At 61.2% G+C, this 17,982-nt stretch carries 13 protein-coding genes; 4 read left to right on the top strand and 9 right to left on the bottom strand.

What is annotated here, in order from left to right; translation table 11 throughout:
- Positions 1 to 125 precede the first annotated feature (125 nt).
- The 3 genes from JKL48_RS06160 (at position 126) to JKL48_RS06150 (ending at position 7,637) form a co-directional block, all read left to right on the top strand.
- Positions 126 to 3,569: a DUF4450 domain-containing protein gene (locus JKL48_RS06160; RefSeq protein ID WP_201980027.1), complete on the top strand. Its 3,444-nt coding sequence runs from the start codon at positions 126 to 128 to the stop codon at positions 3,567 to 3,569.
- A gap of 176 nt (positions 3,570 to 3,745) precedes the next feature.
- Positions 3,746 to 5,845: a hypothetical protein gene (locus JKL48_RS06155; protein ID WP_201980025.1), complete on the top strand. Its 2,100-nt coding sequence runs from the start codon at positions 3,746 to 3,748 to the stop codon at positions 5,843 to 5,845.
- Positions 5,846 to 5,978: 133 nt separating this feature from the next.
- Positions 5,979 to 7,637: a glycoside hydrolase family 28 protein gene (locus JKL48_RS06150; RefSeq protein ID WP_201980023.1), complete on the top strand. Its 1,659-nt coding sequence runs from the start codon at positions 5,979 to 5,981 to the stop codon at positions 7,635 to 7,637.
- 151 nt (positions 7,638 to 7,788) lie between these two features.
- Here JKL48_RS06150 and JKL48_RS06145 read toward each other — a convergent pair whose 3' ends face one another.
- The 9 genes from JKL48_RS06145 to JKL48_RS06105 form a co-directional block, all read right to left on the bottom strand.
- Positions 7,789 to 8,160: a DMT family transporter gene (locus tag JKL48_RS06145; protein WP_201980019.1), complete on the bottom strand. Its 372-nt coding sequence runs from the start codon at positions 8,158 to 8,160 to the stop codon at positions 7,789 to 7,791.
- The gene (locus JKL48_RS06140; RefSeq protein ID WP_201980017.1) at positions 8,157 to 9,158 is read right to left on the bottom strand and encodes a sterol desaturase family protein; all 1,002 of its coding nucleotides are present in this window, start codon (positions 9,156 to 9,158) and stop codon (positions 8,157 to 8,159) included. The genes JKL48_RS06145 and JKL48_RS06140 overlap by 4 nt, the downstream gene beginning before the upstream one ends.
- 178 nt (positions 9,159 to 9,336) lie before the next feature.
- On the bottom strand, positions 9,337 to 10,227 hold the full coding sequence (locus JKL48_RS06135) for an N-acetylneuraminate synthase family protein (protein WP_201980015.1): 891 nt from the start codon (positions 10,225 to 10,227) through the stop codon (positions 9,337 to 9,339).
- A 101-nt stretch (positions 10,228 to 10,328) separates the two neighbouring features.
- Positions 10,329 to 11,135: an SDR family oxidoreductase gene (locus JKL48_RS06130; RefSeq protein WP_201980014.1), complete on the bottom strand. Its 807-nt coding sequence runs from the start codon at positions 11,133 to 11,135 to the stop codon at positions 10,329 to 10,331.
- A gap of 6 nt (positions 11,136 to 11,141) precedes the next feature.
- A complete protein-coding gene (locus tag JKL48_RS06125; RefSeq protein ID WP_201980013.1) occupies positions 11,142 to 12,476 on the bottom strand; it encodes an aminotransferase class III-fold pyridoxal phosphate-dependent enzyme in 1,335 nt (444 codons plus the stop codon).
- A 122-nt stretch (positions 12,477 to 12,598) separates the two neighbouring features.
- On the bottom strand, positions 12,599 to 13,552 hold the full coding sequence (locus tag JKL48_RS06120) for a transketolase family protein (RefSeq protein WP_201980011.1): 954 nt from the start codon (positions 13,550 to 13,552) through the stop codon (positions 12,599 to 12,601).
- Between the two features lie 144 nt (positions 13,553 to 13,696).
- The gene (locus JKL48_RS06115) at positions 13,697 to 14,554 is read right to left on the bottom strand and encodes a transketolase (protein ID WP_201980009.1); all 858 of its coding nucleotides are present in this window, start codon (positions 14,552 to 14,554) and stop codon (positions 13,697 to 13,699) included.
- Positions 14,555 to 14,648: 94 nt separating this feature from the next.
- Complete coding sequence (locus JKL48_RS06110; RefSeq protein ID WP_201980007.1) at positions 14,649 to 15,455, bottom strand: cytidylyltransferase domain-containing protein; 807 nt, start codon at positions 15,453 to 15,455, stop codon at positions 14,649 to 14,651.
- Positions 15,456 to 15,574: 119 nt separating this feature from the next.
- Positions 15,575 to 16,657, bottom strand: a complete 1,083-nt coding sequence (locus JKL48_RS06105) for a glycosyltransferase family protein (protein ID WP_201980006.1) — start codon at positions 16,655 to 16,657, stop codon at positions 15,575 to 15,577.
- Positions 16,658 to 17,341: 684 nt separating this feature from the next.
- On the opposite strand from JKL48_RS06105, the gene JKL48_RS06100 reads away from it, so the two are divergent.
- Positions 17,342 to 17,982, top strand: a 641-nt coding sequence (locus JKL48_RS06100; protein WP_201980004.1) for a sce7726 family protein, incomplete at its 3' end; no start/stop codon positions are given.

Here is a 17,982-nt window from a genome sequence, read left to right as displayed (position 1 = left end):
TGCCTCATCTCCCGGCCCCCTCTCCGATGGAGAAGGGGGGACAAACCCGAGAACCGTTGAACGCACCCCCTCTCCATCGGAGATGGCGGCGGGGGGGAAGGCGTAACGTCTGGGCAGTCCTGTTGATGGCTTTTCTAAGTGCCATTTGCAACGCCCAAACCCCGGCCCCGGCGCTCTGGCACAACCAGCCGCGCACCCTGCGCTATCACCCCGAAGGCACTGACTTTGTCATCACCAATGGCACGCACCGCTTCACCCGCGCCCTCTACGGCACCAATACTGCCTTCCGCGTGGAGGCCGGCGACCTGCCTGAATTTGCCCTCTACCTGCCCGGCATGGGCGGCAATTTGAAGTTTGGCCTGCTGGCCAAGGGCCAAAGCAAGTGGTTGATTCAGGCGACCAGTATCACCGCCCGCTACCGTCCCGGCATGATGCTCTACGACATAACTGACCCGCTGCTGGGCGACGGCCGGCTGCACCTCGAAGTGCTGGCGCGGGCCGATGCCGAAGGGGTGGTGGTAAAGTCCCGATTTGAAAACGTGCCGGCCAGCCAGGTGCGCCTGCTGTGGGCTTTTGGCGGGGCCACGGGCAAGAAATTCAACCGCGACGGCGACATCGGTGCCGACCCGGAATCCAGCTTTTACCTCAAGCCCGAGTATTGCCAGGGCAATGCGTTCGAAGTCCGGAAAAACGCCTTCACCCTCACCTACGGCAAACAGCCTGCTCCGCCCGCGGCCGACCCCTACCGCAACTTGGGCGCCAAACAGCCGGCCGGTACTCCCGCCCCGGCTCCCATTGCCCCGCCGAATATGCTGCTGGGCCTAGTGCCACCATCGGCTGAAATCCACGTGGCCGACGCCCGGCAGCAGGAGACGCCGCAGCTGCTGCTGGCTTCACAGGCTTCGGAAACGCCGGCCGTGACGGGCACGGTTGCCGTCCAAAGCAGCCAGGATTTTTATTTCGCGGTGCAAAAGCCAGATGCTGCCCCGGCGCTGCGTTATGCGGCGCTGCCGGCCGCCTTTGCCCGCGCCGAAGCTGCCCGGCAGGCGCTGGCCGGCCGCGTGCAAGTCAGTACGCCCGACCCCTACATCAACACCATGGGCGGGGCACTGGCCGTGGCCGCCGACGCCATTTGGGAGACGCCCTCGTACATGCATGGGGCCGTGGCCTGGCGCATGCGCCTCAACGGCTGGCGCGGGCCCTACGCGGCCGACCCGCTGGGCTGGCACGACCGCGCCCAGCTGCACTTTGGCAGTTACGCAAAGTCGCAGCTCACCAGCCCACCCAGCGGTCCGGTAGTGCCCGATACGGCCCTGCACCTGGCCCGGCAATTGGAGAAGCTGGGCACCACCATTTTCAGCGAAGGCTACATTAGCCGCAACCCCGGGGGCGACTTCCGCCCGCATCACTACGACATGAATCTCGTGTTCATCGACGAGCTGCTGCGCCATTTCAACTGGACCGGCGACCTGGCCTTTGCCCGCCAGATGTGGCCCGTGCTGCAGCGCCACCTGGCCTGGGAAAAGCGCAATTTCGACCCCGACGGCGATGGCCTGTATGACGCCTACGCCGCCATCTGGGCTTCCGATGCGTTGCAGTACAGCGGCGGTGCAGTTACGCATTCGTCGGCCTATAACTACTTCGCCAACCAGAAAGCCGCCGAGCTGGCCCGGCTGCTAGGCGAGAACGCCGAGCCCTACCGCCAGGAAGCAGCCAAAATCCATCAGGCTCTGAACGCCCGGCTGTGGATGCCCGCCCGCGGCTGGTCCGCCGAATACCAGGATGCCCTGGGCCTGAAAGCCCTGCACCCCGCCGCCGGCCTCTGGACGGTGTACCACGCCTTGGATTCGGAAGTGCCCGATGCCTTCCAGGCCTATCAGGCGCTACGCTACGTCGATGCCGAGCTGCCGCACATTCCGGTGCTGGCCGCTGGCCTGCCCGATGCCGGCTACTACCTGCTTTCCACCACCAACTGGCAGCCTTACGACTGGTCGCTCAACAACGTGGTGCTGGCCGAAAACCTGCACACCACGCTGGCCAACTGGCAGGCCGGCCGCACCGAAGAAGCTTTCCGGCTCTGGAAAAGCGCTTTGCTCGAAAGCATGTACCTGGGCAGCAGCCCCGGCAACTTCCAGCAGATTTCCTTCTACGACGCCAACCGCGGCGAGCTGTACCGCGACTTTGCCGACCCCATCGGCATGGCCGCCCGCACGCTGGTAGAAGGCCTGTTCGGCATTGTGCCCGATGCCCTGCACGGCATTCTGCGCATTCGCCCCGGCCTGCCCGCCGCCTGGAACGAGGCCGCCCTGACCGTGCCGGACGTGGCCTTCGATTTCAAGCGCAAAGATGCCCGCGACACCTACACCATTACGCCAGCCTTTGCCCAAGCCCTGAAGCTGCAGCTGCAGGTTGTGGCCCGTGCTGCCGCGGTGCAGTCGGTGCTTGTAAATGGCCAGCCGGGTCAATGGCGCAATGTAGAAACCGCCGTGGGCCAGCCCGTGATTGAAATCAGCAGCGCACCCGCGGCGAAATACGTGGTCGAAATCCAGTGGCAGGGTGCTGCGCCTGATGTGGCTTCGACGAAGGCCGATTATGCGGCAAAGGAAACGCTGACGGTGAAATTTCCGCAAGCCACCATTATCAGGGTTTTCGACCCGCAACAGTTGCTGCGCCAAGTGAAAAACACCGGGCACGAACTAGCTGCGCAGGTTGGAGGGGAGGCCGGCGCCCGCACGGCCTTCGTGCAGCTCCGGCAGGGCGCCCTGACGTGGTGGGCCCCATTGAACCTGAACGTAGCCAGGCCAACGAATACCCCCGAAGCCGCTCTCGCTACCGCTGCCACAAAATGGGAAACGGTGGACCTGGGCCGCCACTTCAACGACCAGGTGACGCGCATTTTTCAGCAGAAATACCTCGCGCCCCGCCCCGCCGTGGCTACGCTGGAGCTGCCCACCCAGGGCATCGGCAACTGGTGCTACCCGCTCACCCAGGCCAACATCGACGACAGCGGCCTGCGCCGGCTGGCGGGAGCGAAAAACGAAGTTCAGCTGCCCGGTGGCGCATCCCTGCGCACGCCCGGCGCGGAGGGTGAAAAGAACGTACTGTTTGTGTCGCAGTGGGACAATTACCCCAAGCAGGCTACCGTGCCGCTCGCGGGCCGGGCCCACCGCGCGGTGCTGCTCATGGCGGGCTCGACCAATGCCATGCAAAGCCAGCTGACGAATGGCGAAGTGCTGGTAACCTACAATGACAACACCACGGCCACACTGCCGCTGCGCAACCCCGACAACTGGTGGCCCATTGAGCAGGACTACGCCGACGACGGCTTTGCCTTCCGGACCGGCGCGCTCAAGCCCCTGCGCGTCCACCTCAAAACCGGGCTGATGACCCGCGAATTCAGTCAATACACCAGCATCAAAGGCTTCAGCACCCGCGCCATCGACGGCGGCGCGGCCACCGTGCTGGAACTGCCGCTGGACCCGAAGAAAAAGCTCAAAAGCCTCACCGTGCGCGCCCTAGCCAACGACGTGGTAATCGGCCTGATGAGCGTGACCCTGGAGCGGCTTTAACACAAGGTTCGACGCGACGCCTCACCCCCCAGCCCCCTCTCCCTTCGGAGAGGGGGTGCCAAAAGAAATTGAAAAGAGTCAAGCTTGCTATGAAAAAACTAAATAGATACTCCATGCCTGGCACCCCCTCTCCATCGGAGAGGGGGCCGGGGGGTGAGGCGCCACGCCTGCTTCTTTTGCTACTGCTTCCATGCTCGCTAACAGCTCAACCCATCAACCGCCAGGCCGTAGTGGAGCGCCACAAAGTGGTGGCCACCAATACTGATTCGCTCAATTCGCTGTCGGTGGGCAATGGCAAATTCGCCTTCACCGCTGACTTTACGGGTCTTCAAACCTTTCCGCTGCACTACGAGAAGGGCATTCCCCTGGGCACCGAATCGGAGTGGGGCTGGCACCGCTTTCCCAATAAGGAGGGGTATAAATTCGAGCAGAGTCTGCGTACCTACACCCTCAACGGCCGGCCCATCAGCTACGCAGTGCAGGTGAAAACGCCCGGCAACAAGGAGTCGGGCGACTACTTCCGCGCCAACCCGCACCGGCTGCAGCTGGGCAACCTGGGCTTCATCATTCTGAAAAAAAATGGCCAAGCCGCCACGGTCAGGGATATCAAAAACATCCACCAGGTGCTGAACCCCTGGACCGGCGAAATCCAAAGCCACTTCACGGTGGAAGGCACGGCAGTAGATGTCCTGACCGTAGGCCACCAGTCCCAGGATGCCGTGGCCGCCAAAGTCACTTCCGAGCTGCTGAAAGCCGGGCGGCTGAAAGTGGCGCTGCGGTTCCCGTTTCCCACAGCCGGCTGGGCCGATATGGCCGTGGACTACAGCCACGACGATGCGCATAAGTCGGCCATTGCGGAGCAGAAAACCGGCCGCGCCCTGCTCACCCACCAGCTCGATACCACCACCTATTTTGTTGCGCTGAATTGGGCCCAGCCGGCCACGCTGGCCGCCGGCCGGCCCCATGAATTCATCCTCACGCCGGGCCGCCAAAGTGCCACACTGGAGCTGGGCTGCCAGTTCACACCGAAAAAAGCCCGGGCCGCCGCGCCCACTTTTGCCGCCACGCTGGCCAATAGCCGCCAGCAGTGGCCAGCCTTCTGGCGCAGCGGCGGCGCCGTCGATTTTGGCGGCACCCCCGACCCGCGCGCCACGGAGCTGGAGCGCCGCGTGGTGCTGTCGCAATACCTCACGCGGATTCACAACGCCGGCGCGCAGCCGCCCCAGGAAACCGGCCTGCTGCTCAACAGCTGGTACGGCCGCCCGCACCTCGAAATGCACTGGTGGCACGCGGCCCATTTTGCCCTGTGGGGCCGCCCCGAAATCCTAGAAAAAAGCCTCACCTGGTATGCCCGGCCCGATGTGCAAGCTGTGGCCAAAGGCATTGCCCAGCGCGAGGGCTTCGCCGGCTGGCGCTGGCAGAAAATGACCGACCCCTGGGGCGAGGAAGGCCCTTCGTCGGTGGGCGCGTTTCTCATCTGGCAGCAGCCGCACACCATTTATTTCGCCGAGGAAGCCTACCGGGCCCACCCCAACGCCGCCACCCTGAAGCTCTACCAGGAGCGGGTGGCGCAAACGGCCGAATTCATGGCGTCCTATCCGTTTTTTGAGAAGGACAAGAACCGGTTTATTCTGGGCAAAGGCGTGATTCCGGCCCAAGAGCGATTCAAGGCCGAAGAAACCTTCAACCCCACGTTTGAGCTGGTGTACTGGCATTGGGCGCTCGACATTGCCCAGAAATGGCGCGAGCGCCAGGGCCAGCCGCGCAACGCCCAGTGGGACGAGGTGCTGGCCAAACTCTCGAAACTGCCCGAGGCCAACGGCGTGTACCTGGCCACCGAAAGCGCCCCCGATTCCTACACCAACCCCGAATTCAAAACCGACCATCCCTCGGTGCTGGCGGCGCTGGGTATGATGCCCGCTACCGGCCAGCAGGACGCTGCCACCATGCGCCGCACCTTCGACCTCATCTGGAAGGATTGGAGCTGGAACGACACCTGGGGCTGGGACTTTCCTATGACCTCCATGACGGCCACACGCCTCGGCCTGCCCGAAAAAGCCGTAGACGCCCTCCTAATGAAGGTGCAGAAGAACACCTACCTGCCTAACGGCCACAACTACCAGGAAGGCCGCTTGCCCCTCTACCTGCCCGGCAACGGCGGTCTGCTCGCGGCCGTGGCCCTCATGTGCGCCGGCTACGACGGCTGCAAAGAACCCAACCCCGGCATTCCCAAAAACTGGAAAGTGAAGTGGGAAGGCCTGCAGAAAATGCCGTAATAACGAACACCCCTAATCTGTCGTCATGCCGAGCGCAGCCGAGGCATCTCGCGTGCCGAAGTAATCAATGGCATGGCAACGAAGCGAGCGAGATGCCTCGGCTGCGCTCGGCATGACGTTCTTTGATTTCGATATGAAAAATAAGCTTCTCCTCGGCCTCGCCGCCCTGCTGACCCACTCCGCCCTGGCTCAGACGCCCGCCGCCCTGCCGCCCGTCAAACCCACGGCCTTCCAGGCCGATACGTTTTCCATTGCCAAATACGGCGCCGTAGGCGATGGCCAAACGAGCAACACCGCCGCTTTCCGGCAAGCCATCGCCGCGTGCGCGGCCAAGGGCGGGGGCGTGGTGCTGGTGCCGCCCGGCCAGTGGCGCACGGGCCCCATCGAGCTGCAAAGCAATGTGAACCTGCACGTAGCCACCGGCGCACTGGTGCAGTTCAGCGAGCAGCGCGCCGACTACAAGCTCATCAAAACCAACTGGGAAGGCCTGGCCGCTGTGCGCAACCAGCCGCTCATCTACGGCAAAAACCTGGAGAACGTCGCCATTACCGGCCGCGGCATCCTGGATGGCGCGGGCGAAGCCTGGTGGATGGTGCAAAAGCCCCGCACGCTGGAAAGCGACTGGAAAAGGCTGGTGGCTTCGGGCGGCGCCCTCAACGAAAAGCAGGACCGGTGGTATCCTTCGGCCCAGGCCCTGAAAGGCACCACCGTGAAGGAGCCCGGCGTGCTAACCGAGGAAAAAAAGAACATTGCCGATTTTGAAGACATCAAAGACTACCTGCGGCCCGATTTTCTGGTGCTGGATGGCTGCAAGCGCCTGCTGATTGAGGGCGTCACGTTCCAGAACTCGCCGGCCTGGACGGTGCATCCGCTGCTGAGCGACGACGTGATTGTGCGCAACGTGACGGTCATCAACCCGCCCTACAGCCCCAACACCGACGCCCTGGACCTGGAATCGTGCCGCAACGGCATTGTAGAAGGCTGCTCCTTCTCGGCCGGCGATGACGGTATCTGCATCAAATCGGGCCGCAACGAGCAGGGCCGGGCCCGCGGCGTGCCCACCGAGAATTTCCTCATCCGCAACACCACCGTGTACCGCGCCCATGGCGGCTTCGTGATTGGCTCCGAAATGTCGGGCGGCGCCCGCAACATCTACGCCTCCAACCTCACCTTCATTGGCACCGACATCGGCCTGCGCTTCAAAACCACGCGCGGCCGGGGCGGGGTGGTCGAGAACATTTTCATCGACCACATCACCATGAAGGATATTCTGAACGAGGCCCTGCTCTTCGACATGTACTACATGATAAAAGACCCCAGCCCGCAGGTGGCCGGCTCGAAGGAGCGCCCCGCCTCGCCGCCCAAGCCTGTGGACGCGGGCACGCCCCAGTTTCGTAAAATCTACATCTCGGACGTAACCTGCAACGGGGCCAAAACCGGCATCCTGGTGCGCGGGCTGCCCGAAATGGCCATTCAGGACATCAGCATTAAAAACGCGGTGTTGAAGAGCGAGCAGGGCCTAGTGTGCATCGAAGCCGACCGCATCAACCTCACCAACGTGACCTTGCTGCCCACCCAAACCGACCCGGTGATGGAAGTGCACAACAGCCGCAACATCACCCTCGACGGCATCCGATACGCGCCCGGCGCGGCGGTGCTGCTGCGCGTGTCGGGCCCCGAGAAGGCCCAGAATATTAAGCTGGCCAACACCGATACTTCGAAGGCCAAACAGGCCCTGGAGCTGGGAGCCGGCATGAATAAGAAGGTCGTTGCGATGCCTAAAAAGTGGTAGTGCAAAGCTGCTCGTAATAAAAGGCGGTCCTGCTGAGCTTGTCGAAGCAGCTCTACCGTGGAAGTTTTCATTTTCTTCCACGGTAGAGCTGCTTCGACAAGCTCAGCAGGACGTCCTTTTTGCATGCGTTTATTGCGTGCAATAGGTGATATTAATCTATACGCCGCAGCCCCAACACGCCAATAATAATGAGGCTGGTGTAAAACACACTCAGCCAGGAAAACGGCTGTTTGAGGTAGAACAAATCGACTAGCTTGATGCCAACCACCGCCAGCGCCATCCAGGACGAATAGGCGGTGGCGGTGGGAATGGCCCGCATAGCCCACGACAGGAATACGACGTTGGCTAACCCGAAAGCTACGTAGCCAATCAGCGGCACAACGGGCAGCAGCACGGTGGGCTGGCTGAAACTATGCAGCCACGCTACCTCCTTGATGCGCTGCATGTTGAGCGCTTTGAGGCTGTACGTCCAGCACACCTCCATGAAAGAGGCCAGGAATAGGGAAAACCAGGGATTTATCAACGGGAAGAAGCAGCTGCGGTGGTCGAAAGAGAAGGTTCTTGAATTTTTGCGGGTGCAGAGGCAGCGAAATTACCGCCCGGCCGCTGAGCCGGGATGGTAGTCGTATGGGTTTCGGGCACGGGCCAGCCGTGCAGCGGGCGCAGGGCCGGCACCCGGTCGGTGAGCTTGCGGAGCAGCCGCCCGCGGATGCCATGGTAGGCGCGGAACAGCCGGGAGCGTTTGGCCAGCTCCTCTTCATCGAAGCGGGCCACGGAAAATACGTGCTGGCTGAAATAGTCCTTCGGGAAAGTATAGGGCAAGCCCCACTTCAGCGGCTTTTGGTCGGGGCGGTAGGCAGTGCCAAAAATCCAGTCCCAGAAGGCGAATTTGGTGGAGAAGTTGGCGTAAAACACTTCCTCGTGGTCGGCGTGGTGCCAAAGGTGCATCTCGGGTCCGTTGATAAAGTATTGCAGCCAGCCCGAGCGCACGTCCACGTTGCAGTGAATCCAGATGCCCCACACGGCATCGATGCAGGCCTTGATGGGTACCACCATGGGGTCGGCCCCGAGCAGGACGATGGGCGCAAACTCAATGGTCTGGTTGATGATGATTTCCAGCGCGTGCGAGCGGGAGCCGGCCAGCCAGTCCACCTGCTTGCCCGAGTGGTGCGCCTCGTGGGTGCGCCAGAACAGCGGGCTGCTGTGCTGAAACCGGTGAAACCAGTAGATGTAGAAATCGTGCGTAATCACGAAAAACAGCACTTGCACCCACACCGGCCAGTCTGTCACAAAATGCAGTTTCGAGAACCCAAAGTGCTGGTCCAGCGGCTGAATGATGTAGTCGAAAATGATGATTTTCAGTGCGTAGCTCTGCACGAAGGTGTAAAGTACCAAGTCAGTCCAGAAACCCTCCCGAAAAAAAGGCAGCCCCTTGCGGTAAGGAATGATGCGCTCCAGCGTAATCACAATGGCCACCCAAATCAGCAGGATAGCCGTGGTGATAAGTTCGACGTGATGCATGGCTTGTCAGGGCAGATTGTGAGCTAAAAGAACGTCATGCTGAGCGCAGCCGAAGCATCTCTACCGCAGTAGTAATCCTCTCAATTGGATTAGTTAAACGGTAGAGATGCTTCGGCTGCGCTCAGCATGACGTTCGTTTTTATTCGTTCAGGAAGTTCGAGCGTTCAACCCAAACAGGCTACTCCTGGTTCGGTGTCAGCTCGCGGCGCAGGCGGGCGCGGGGTTCGAGCTCGGAGTCGTACACGCGCTTCACGCCGTCACCGAGGCCTTCTTCCACGTCGCGGATGTCGCGTACGAGCTTGGCCATGCCGCCCGGCTCAACGCTGGCGGCGTGGTCGGAACCCCACATGGCGCGGTCTAGGGTGAAGTGGCGCTCAACGAAGCTGGCGCCCAAGGTCACGGCGGCTACGGTGGTGGCCAGGCCGGTTTCGTGGCCCGAGTAGCCGATGGGTGTGCCGGGGAACATGCCTTGCAGCACGGGCACCATGCGCAGGTTTAGCTCGGCCGGCGGGCAGGGGTAGGAGGACGTGGAGTGCGCAATCATCAGCTTATCCAGGCCCACCCATTTCACAGCCTGGTTGATTTCGTCCAGCGTGCTCATACCGGTGCTCAGCATCAGCGGGCGGCCGGTGGCGCGCACGCGGTCGAGCAGGGGTTTGTCGGTGAGGGAAGCGGAGGCCATTTTGTACAGCACAGGCGCGAATTGTTCCATGAAATCCACCGACGGCTCGTCCCAGCACGAGGCAAACCAGTCGATGCCCAAGGCGCGGCAGTAGTCGTCGATGGCTGTGTACTCGGCTTGGCCGAACTCGGTTTTGCGCTTGTAGTCGATGTAGCTCATGCGGCCCCAGGGGGTGTCGCGCTGCTTTTCCCACTGGTCTTTGGGCACGCACAACTCGGGCGTACGCTTCTGGAACTTCACGGCGTCGCAGCCAGCCTTGGCGGCTTCGGAAATCAGCTGCTTGGCCAGGTCGAGCGAGCCGTTGTGGTTGATGCCGATTTCGGCAATGATGTAGGCCGGGTGGCCCGTGCCAATGAATCGGTTTTTGCGAATTTCAACAGCTTGCATAAGATGTTTGGTTTTAGTTGTTAGTTGCTCGTTGTCAGTTGTTAGGTTGTTGAGTTGAACGTCTGAGACTAACAACTGACAACGAGCAACTGACAACTAAATCAGATTGCCGTCCAGCCGCCATCCACCACCAGGTTGGCACCGGTCATATAGGCCGACGCATCCGAGGCCAGGAATATCACCGCGCCCTGGTAATCGGTGGGCGTAGCCATGCGGCCCAGGGGCGTTTTGGCGCTGTATTGCTTGATGAAAAATTCGTCTTGGCTGTTTTCCACGCCGCCGGGCGAGAGCGTGTTCACGCGCACGCCGGCCTGGCCCCAGTAGGCGGCCAAGTAGCGGGTGAAGTTCACCACCGCGCCCTTGGTCATGGGGTAGGAGGGCGATTTGTAGAAGGTCTGCTCGCCGGCCTCGTTGCGGTAGATGCTCTGGTCGGGCCCGACGATGCCGTAGGTACTCGCCACGTTGATGATGGAGCCGTGGCCTTGTTTGGCCATGGGCGTGCCGAAAACCTGCGCGGCCAGAAAAATGCCCGTCACGTTCACCTCCAGCACTTTCTGGAAGGTGGCCAGTGGGAAATTCTCAAACTTGCTCAGGTCGGCCGCCAGGGCCGGATTCTCAAACATGTCGTTGATGGCGGCATTGTTCACCAGCACATCGATGTGGCCGAACTGCTCCAGAATCTTATTGCGGGCAGCGGCCAGCGACTCCGGGCTTGTCACATCCACCGCCAGCGGCAGGTGGATGCCGCCGGGCAATCCGGCTGCCGTGGCGGCGCAGGCTTCGGCGTTGATGTCGGCCACCACCACGTTGGCGCCGGCATTGGCCAGGGCTACGCAATGCTGCCGACCGATGAGCCCGCAGGCGCCCGTGACAATGGCGGTTTTGTTGGTTAAAGAAAAGAGGTCCATGAACACTTACTTCGCTTTTACCGGCGCGGCATTGGTCACCTTCCGGAATACGGCCTCCACCGGCTCGCCCAGCAGGCGCGAGGCTACGTCTCCGGCTTCGATGGCTTCTTTCAGCAGCGGCAGCACCTCGCGGTAGGCCGACAGCGTGTAGGCCACGTCCTCGTCCGAGTGCGAGAAGCACATGTTGTGGAAGCCGCCCCACATAATACCGCGCTTGAACAGCTCCTGCTGCATGAACGCCTTAATTTCCATTGGGCTGCCGGCCGAAGGGTCGAAGGTGACGATGGTGCGGCAGTCGTAGCCGTAGCACTTCGTGTACTGAGTGAGGCCCAGCTCGGCGGCGATTTCGTTGTAGCCGTCCTTGAGCTTTTTGCCCTGCTCGGCAAGGCGGGCGGGCACGTTCTTTTCGCGCATTTCGGCGATGGTGGCCATGGCGGCGGCCATGCTCAGCGCCTCGCCCCCGAAGGTGGTGAAGAAGAACACATCCTGCTCAAACAGCTCCATCACGTCGCGGCGGCCGGTGAGCAGCGCAATGGGCATGCCGTTGGCAAACGCCTTGGAGTACACTGCCAAATCGGGCGTGATGCCGAAATACTCCTGCGCTCCACCCACGGCCACGCGGAAGCCCGTCCACATCTCGTCGAAGATGAGCAGCGTGCCGTTTTCCTTGCACAGGCGGGCCACTTCGTGCAGGAAGTTGTCCTTGGGCGCATCAAAAATGAAGGGCTCCAGAATCACGCAAGCCACGTCCTCATCGAGCAGGGCTTTCAGCGAATCGAGGTTATTATATTCAAAAGCAGCGGTCAGGTCTTTGGTTTCCTGCGGAATGCCCTTGTCGCGGCTGGTGGTGCCAATGTACCAATCGTGCCAGCCGTGGTAGCCGCAGCACAGCACCTTGTCGCGCCCCGTGAAGGCCCGCGACACGCGCACCGCCGCCGAGCAAACGTCGGCGCCCGTCTTGCTGATGCGGATGCTTTCGGCGTTGGGAATGATTTCGTGAATCAGCTCCGACAGCTCTACTTCCAGCTCGTGCATCATCGAAAAGGTGATGCCGTCTTCCAGCTGCGCCCGAATGGCGTCATCTACTTTCGGATAGGCATAACCGAGCGAAATCGGGCCAATGCCCATTTGAAAATCAATGTACTCGTTGCCGTCTACGTCCCAGATGTGCGAGCCTTTGGCGCGCTTCACATACTTCGGGCTCACGCCCTTGGTGTACTGGCCGGGCCCCTTGGCCAGGGTCTGGGTTACGGGCGTCATGATTTTCTGCGCGCGGGCGTAGAGCTCATCCGACTTCGTGATGTCGGGGTAGTTCTCGTTGGAGGAAACGGTGTTGGGCATGGCTATTTTGTCATCCTGAGCGCAGCGAAGGACCTTATCACGTCCTGGCTGCATGAGTTAGTAATTCTGACGAAAACAGCCGTGATAAGATGCTTCCTTCGTCAGCATGACAGGTATTTGAGTTACTCCGCAAACTCATTTTCCAGCACAGCCGGGCCTTCGGCAATGGCCGCGCCCGACTCGCCCAGGTATTCCGTGATGCGGCGGGCAATGTGGTGGCCGGTGAAGCCTTCGTACTCCAGCACGGCACTGAGGCGGCCGGGGCGGTACCACCGCTCCTCCAACGCCAAGGGCAGCACACGGGCCGTCAATTGATTGCGCAGCAGCACCTCGGCCAGAATGGAATAGAGGCCGCCCGTGATGAAATGGTCCTCCACCGTCACAATGAGGGAGCCGCGGCGCACCACATCGAGCAGCGCGGCTTCGTCCACGGGTTTGAGGCTGCGCAGGTTGAGGAGGCCCACCGATTTGCCCTGCGCCTGCAGCAGCTCGCGAGCCACCAGCGTTTGCTCGAAGAGCATGCCGTAGGTGAGGATGGTGATGTCGGTGCCCTCGGCCACGATTTCGGCCTTGCCCATCTCGAAGGGGGCGTGCTCATACGTGGCCGGGCGGGTGTTCACCCGCACGTAGGCCGGCTGGGGCGAGGCCCAGATAGCGGGGAGCATGGCCAGCATGTCCTGCTCATCGGCCGGCGCGAAAACCGTCATGCCCGGAATGCCGCGCATCAGGCTCACATCTTCAATGGCCTGGTGGGTTGGTCCGTTGCCATCCGAAAGGAAGCCGGGCACAAAGCCGCTCAGCTTAACCGGCAGCTGGCCGATGCCCACGTCGGTGCGGATAAACTCGAAGGCCCGCAGCGTGAGAAACGTGGCCAGTGCGTGCAGAATGGGCACCCGCCCGCGCAGGGCCAGGCCGGCCGCCGCGCCAATGAGGGTTTGCTCGGTGATGCCGGTATCGATGAAGCGCGGGCCTAGCACAGCCGGCAGGTTGCGGATGAGGGCACGGTTTTCGGCCGTCATCACCACAATGCGCTCATCGGCGAGGGCAGTTTGCTTGATTAGTTCTTCGTAGTTCATGCTTTTTGAATCTTGAGAATCGTACAACGGTCATGCTGAGCGCAGTCGAAGCATCTCTACCGCTTCGTTGGCTCGATTGAATTACTTGCGCGGTAGAGATGCTTCGACTGCGCTCAGCATGACGTTCTGTGTTCGTTCTGAATATTACCGGACCGTCAGGGTTTCGCTGGTCAGCGTCGAGGCTACCTGGCTGTGCAGCTCGCGCAGCAACTCGTCCATTTCCTCGGCCGAGAAGTTGCAGAACCAGCGGTCGGCCCGCGCTTCGATGCTGGGCAGGCCGCGTCCGCGCACTGTGTCGCAAATGATGACGGAAGGCTTGGTGTCGGAGAAGGGGAGGGCCGAGAAAGCTTCTTCCAACTGCGCGAAATCGTGCCCATCAATCCGGCGTACCTCGCAGCCAAAGGCCTCAAACTTGGGCGACATCGGCTCCAGCGGAATCAGGTCTTCGGTGGCCACGTTGGCCTGGAAGTGGTTGCGGTCGACCACCAGCGTGAGGTTGTTCACCTTGTGGGCGCTGGCCACCAGCAGGCTTTCCCACACCGTGCCCTCGTTCAGCTCACCGTCGCCGGTGATGACAATGACTTTGTTGTCTTGGCCGCGCATTTTGCAGTCCATGGCCACGCCCAGAGCCACGCTGGGCAGGTGCCCGAGCGAACCCGAATGGAATTCCACGCCCGGCACGTTGCGGTTGGGGTGCCAATAGATGTGGTCGTCGGTGCTCAGGTGCTGGTCGAGGCGGGCTTTGTCCATAAAGCCCAGCTCCACAAAGGTGCCGTAGAGGGCGGGCACGTCGTGGCCTTTGCTCAGGAAGAGGTAGTCGCGGGTAGGGTCCTGGAGGTTGTCGGGCCGCACGTTTAGCAGGTCGCTGTAGAGGTACACCAGCAAATCGGCGCAGCTCAGGGAGGCGCCCGTGAAGCAGCCGCCGTCGGTGCTGAGGCGCACGATGTGCTCGCGCACTTTCAGGGCCATTTGCTCTAGTTTCTGTTGTTTCTCGGGAAGCATGAGGGGTTGGTTGTCAGTTGTTGGTTGTCTGTTGTCAGGTCGTTTAAGTGTCGACTTGCCAAAAAGCTGACAACCGACAACGAACAACTGACAACTAGATTTTCCGGGTTTGCGACGAATCCACGGTTTTCAACTCGTCGAGGTGGTTGCGGTACCAGTTCACGCCTGCATACCGGGCATTGAGTTGGGCAATGTCGGGGCGCTCGGTGGTCAGCCTCATGATGTCATCGAGGCCGAAAGCGGGGTTTGGGTTGTACAGGGCATCGTATACGGCGCTGATGAAGGAATAGTCTTCGGGGTAGTCAATGGTCCAGCGGTGGCTCATCGAAAAGTCCTTCCCAGCATCCCAGGTCACGTTGCCAATGCGAAAACGGTCGGGATTTTCCCAAAAGAAAGGGGTGGTGTGCTCGCGCTCTAGGGGGCGTTTCGCTTCGCGCCAGGCGGTTTCCAACGCCTCGAAAGGCATTACCTCCACGTCGTTGCCATCGGGGAAAGTGGCGGGGTGCAGGTTGCTTACAAAATCGTAGCGCTCGGCGAAATCGAGGTAAAAGCCCACCACTTCGTCAATCACGGCCGGGTCGATGAGCGGGCAGTCCGACGGGATTTTCAGCACCACGTCGGCGCCGTAGTGGCAGGCGGCCTGGTAATGCCGGTCCAACAAATCCAGCGCATCGCCCCGGAAGCACGCCATGCCGTGAGCGGCGCACAACTCGGCAATGGCGTCATCGGCGGCGTCGGTGGTGGTGGCCACTACCACCGTGCCGGCCAGGCGGGCGCGCTGCACCCGCTCCACCATGCGCACCAGCAGCGGCTGGCCGGCCAGTGGCAGCAGCACCTTGCCGGGCAGGCGCGACGAGCCCATGCGGGCTTGCACTACAGTCAGTATCTTAGGGTAGGGCATAGGCGCCTCAGTAGTCGGAATGGGGGCAGAAATACTCTAAAACGGAGGCTTCCTTAGGCCAAATAATTGGTAAGCTCCTGTCGAATAAATCCTTAAAAAGGATACAAAAAGGGCGCGACTTAGTGAACAGCTAATGAACTTCCCGGCGCGGCTGCTGTCGTGGTATCAAAATTCTCGGGTTGGTATTGACGCAGAAAAGCCGGCCCACTGCCTTCAAACCGGCTAAACTCCCGACAAATGGCCGCAATGCGCCGGGACGAAGTGCCGCCGTTTTGCCAGGGAAGCTTGCGTTTGAGGTCTTCGACGTCGAAATAGGAATGGACGGGCTTGCCCAGTGCCAGCCCCACGTACACCACCGTCGAGTATTGGGTGATAAGCTCCACGCAGTTGGCAATCATGTGGTCGGTATTGCCGTCGGTGAAGATGAGCGTGCCGGGCGGGGCGTGCTGCTTGATTTCGTCTACCGCGCGGGGCAGGGTTTCGTTGGGGTGCAGCTTGAAAACGAGGGGCCGCCCGGCCGCAATGCGCACGCACTCCCGAATAAATTTGGGCCGGTTCTCGGGGGTGTAGGTTTCGCGCAGGTCGGAGGTAGCCACCAGCACGTAGCCGTGGTGCGGAAAGTCGTTGTGCCGCACCTGCTCGATGTTATCGAAGTTGGGAATGCCCGTCACCACCAGCTTGTCCGCATCCACGCCCACGCGGGCAAAATGCTGGCGGTAGCCCTCCGAAGCCACGCAGTAAATGTCGCAGCAGTTGTTCATCCCGTTGAGTGCCGTGCCAATGGCCAGGATAGGGTAGCGGGTGAAGCGCTTCACCAGCCGGGCCCAGAGGTTGAGCGGGTCGGTCATGCCTTCCTGCACAAACACGGTTTTAGTGGTGCGCACCAGCGGCCAGGGCACCACCACATCGGAGCAGCACACCACGAGGTCGTAGGTGTTGTGAAAGACGCGGGCCTCAAAATCGTTGTTCAAGCCGTGCTCGGCCAGGTATTTGTCGGCTTTGGCCTTGATTTTTCCGGTGACAATGGTGTTGTCGAGGCCGCCCGTCCAGAGCAGAAATTTGTAGAAGCCACGTTGCCAGCCGTCGTAGTAGAGCTGGCTGAAATACGGCTCAAAATCGTCGTCCAGCAGCTGCGCAATCTGGTGCATCTGCGTGGTTTGGTTGGGCGAGCCGATGAGAAACAGAACCTTTTTGCGGGACATGCAGGACGAAAAAGTTGAAGCAACCGAACCACAAATCTAATGGCCTTCGCGGCCCGACAACCAGGAGGAATAGCTGCTGGTTTTGGGCGCTATTCCGTCGGGGACGGACAACGGAGGCAGCTGGGCAAGGTAGCGCACAACCGGCAAAAGAATGTTCCCACTATCGTCCGTTTGCCAGCTTCGCTCGACCAACGGCTAAGATTCTCACTTGCTTAAGCAGCAGTAGAAAAAAGATTTTCAGCCCACTACCCACGTCCTGCAACAGTTGGGCAAATAACTTGAATTGGGTAGCGGTAAGCTGCACATGGCATCGGCTAGTGAAATAGAAGCTGTTTAGAAAGTCAAAATCGTTGTCATCCTGAGCGCAGTGAAGGACCTTATCACGTCAGAATAGGCGTTGTTCTGACGTGATAAGGTCCTTCGCTGCGCTCAGGATGACAGACATGCAGGCAAATCAGACTTTCTAGAGCAGCTTCATAGGGACGGAGAGCTACGTGGCGCAGGTGGTGCAGGCCGATGCGCTGTCCGACATCCTGACTGTCAGCCTGCACGGCTCGCCGGTGAACGGGCAGGAGCTACAAATTTTCCGGCAAGTGCTCGAAGCTAAAGCGTAGCTGTGCTATTGCCAGCGCCTCAGGGCCTGAGTTGTGGCGTGCGAACAGGCTGCCTACTTTTGGGGTTGCCATGAACGACCCGGAAATCCGCGCCCTGCTCTACCCACAGCTCACCGGCGGCGTTTGCATCGATGAGCTGCCCACCGGCACCACGCGGGCCGATGTGGTGCACATCACCGAGCACTTCATGCACGGCTACGAGGTGAAAGGCGACGGCGACACCTTGCAGCGCGTGGCCAACCAGCTGCGCTGCTACGGCGAAGTCTACGACTTTGTCACGTTCGTGGTCACCGAAAAGCATCTGGAAAAACTGCTGCCACTGCTGCCCGTTTGGGTGGGCATTCAGGTGGCTTCGGGCGCGGGCCTGCGCGCTCACCGCCCCGCCGCCTACAACGCCACCGTGGAGCGCGCGCCCATTGCCCGGCTCCTGCTGCTCGAAGAGGTAAAGCAATTTCTGCTGGCCCGGGGCCTCACGGGCGTGAGCACGCTGCGGAGCCGCGAAATCAGCCATTTTCTGCGTACCACGCAGCTCGTGCCCTTGTCCAGCCTGGCCCAATACGTGCGCGAACGCCTCATGGCCCGCCTGCCCGAGCGCCTGCTCATGCGGGCCGAACGCAAAGCTGAGCGTGAGCGCCGACCGCCTCGGCGCAAGGCCAAACCCAAGGCCCGCAAGTCCGTGGCCGGCGGTCGGGCCGGGGCTAGCCCGGCCGC

This window comes from Hymenobacter rubidus (genome assembly GCF_016734815.1).
GTDB lineage: Bacteria > Bacteroidota > Bacteroidia > Cytophagales > Hymenobacteraceae > Hymenobacter > Hymenobacter rubidus.
Note: the sequence above shows the minus strand (reverse complement) of the source record. Positions and strands in the feature narration are given on the sequence as shown.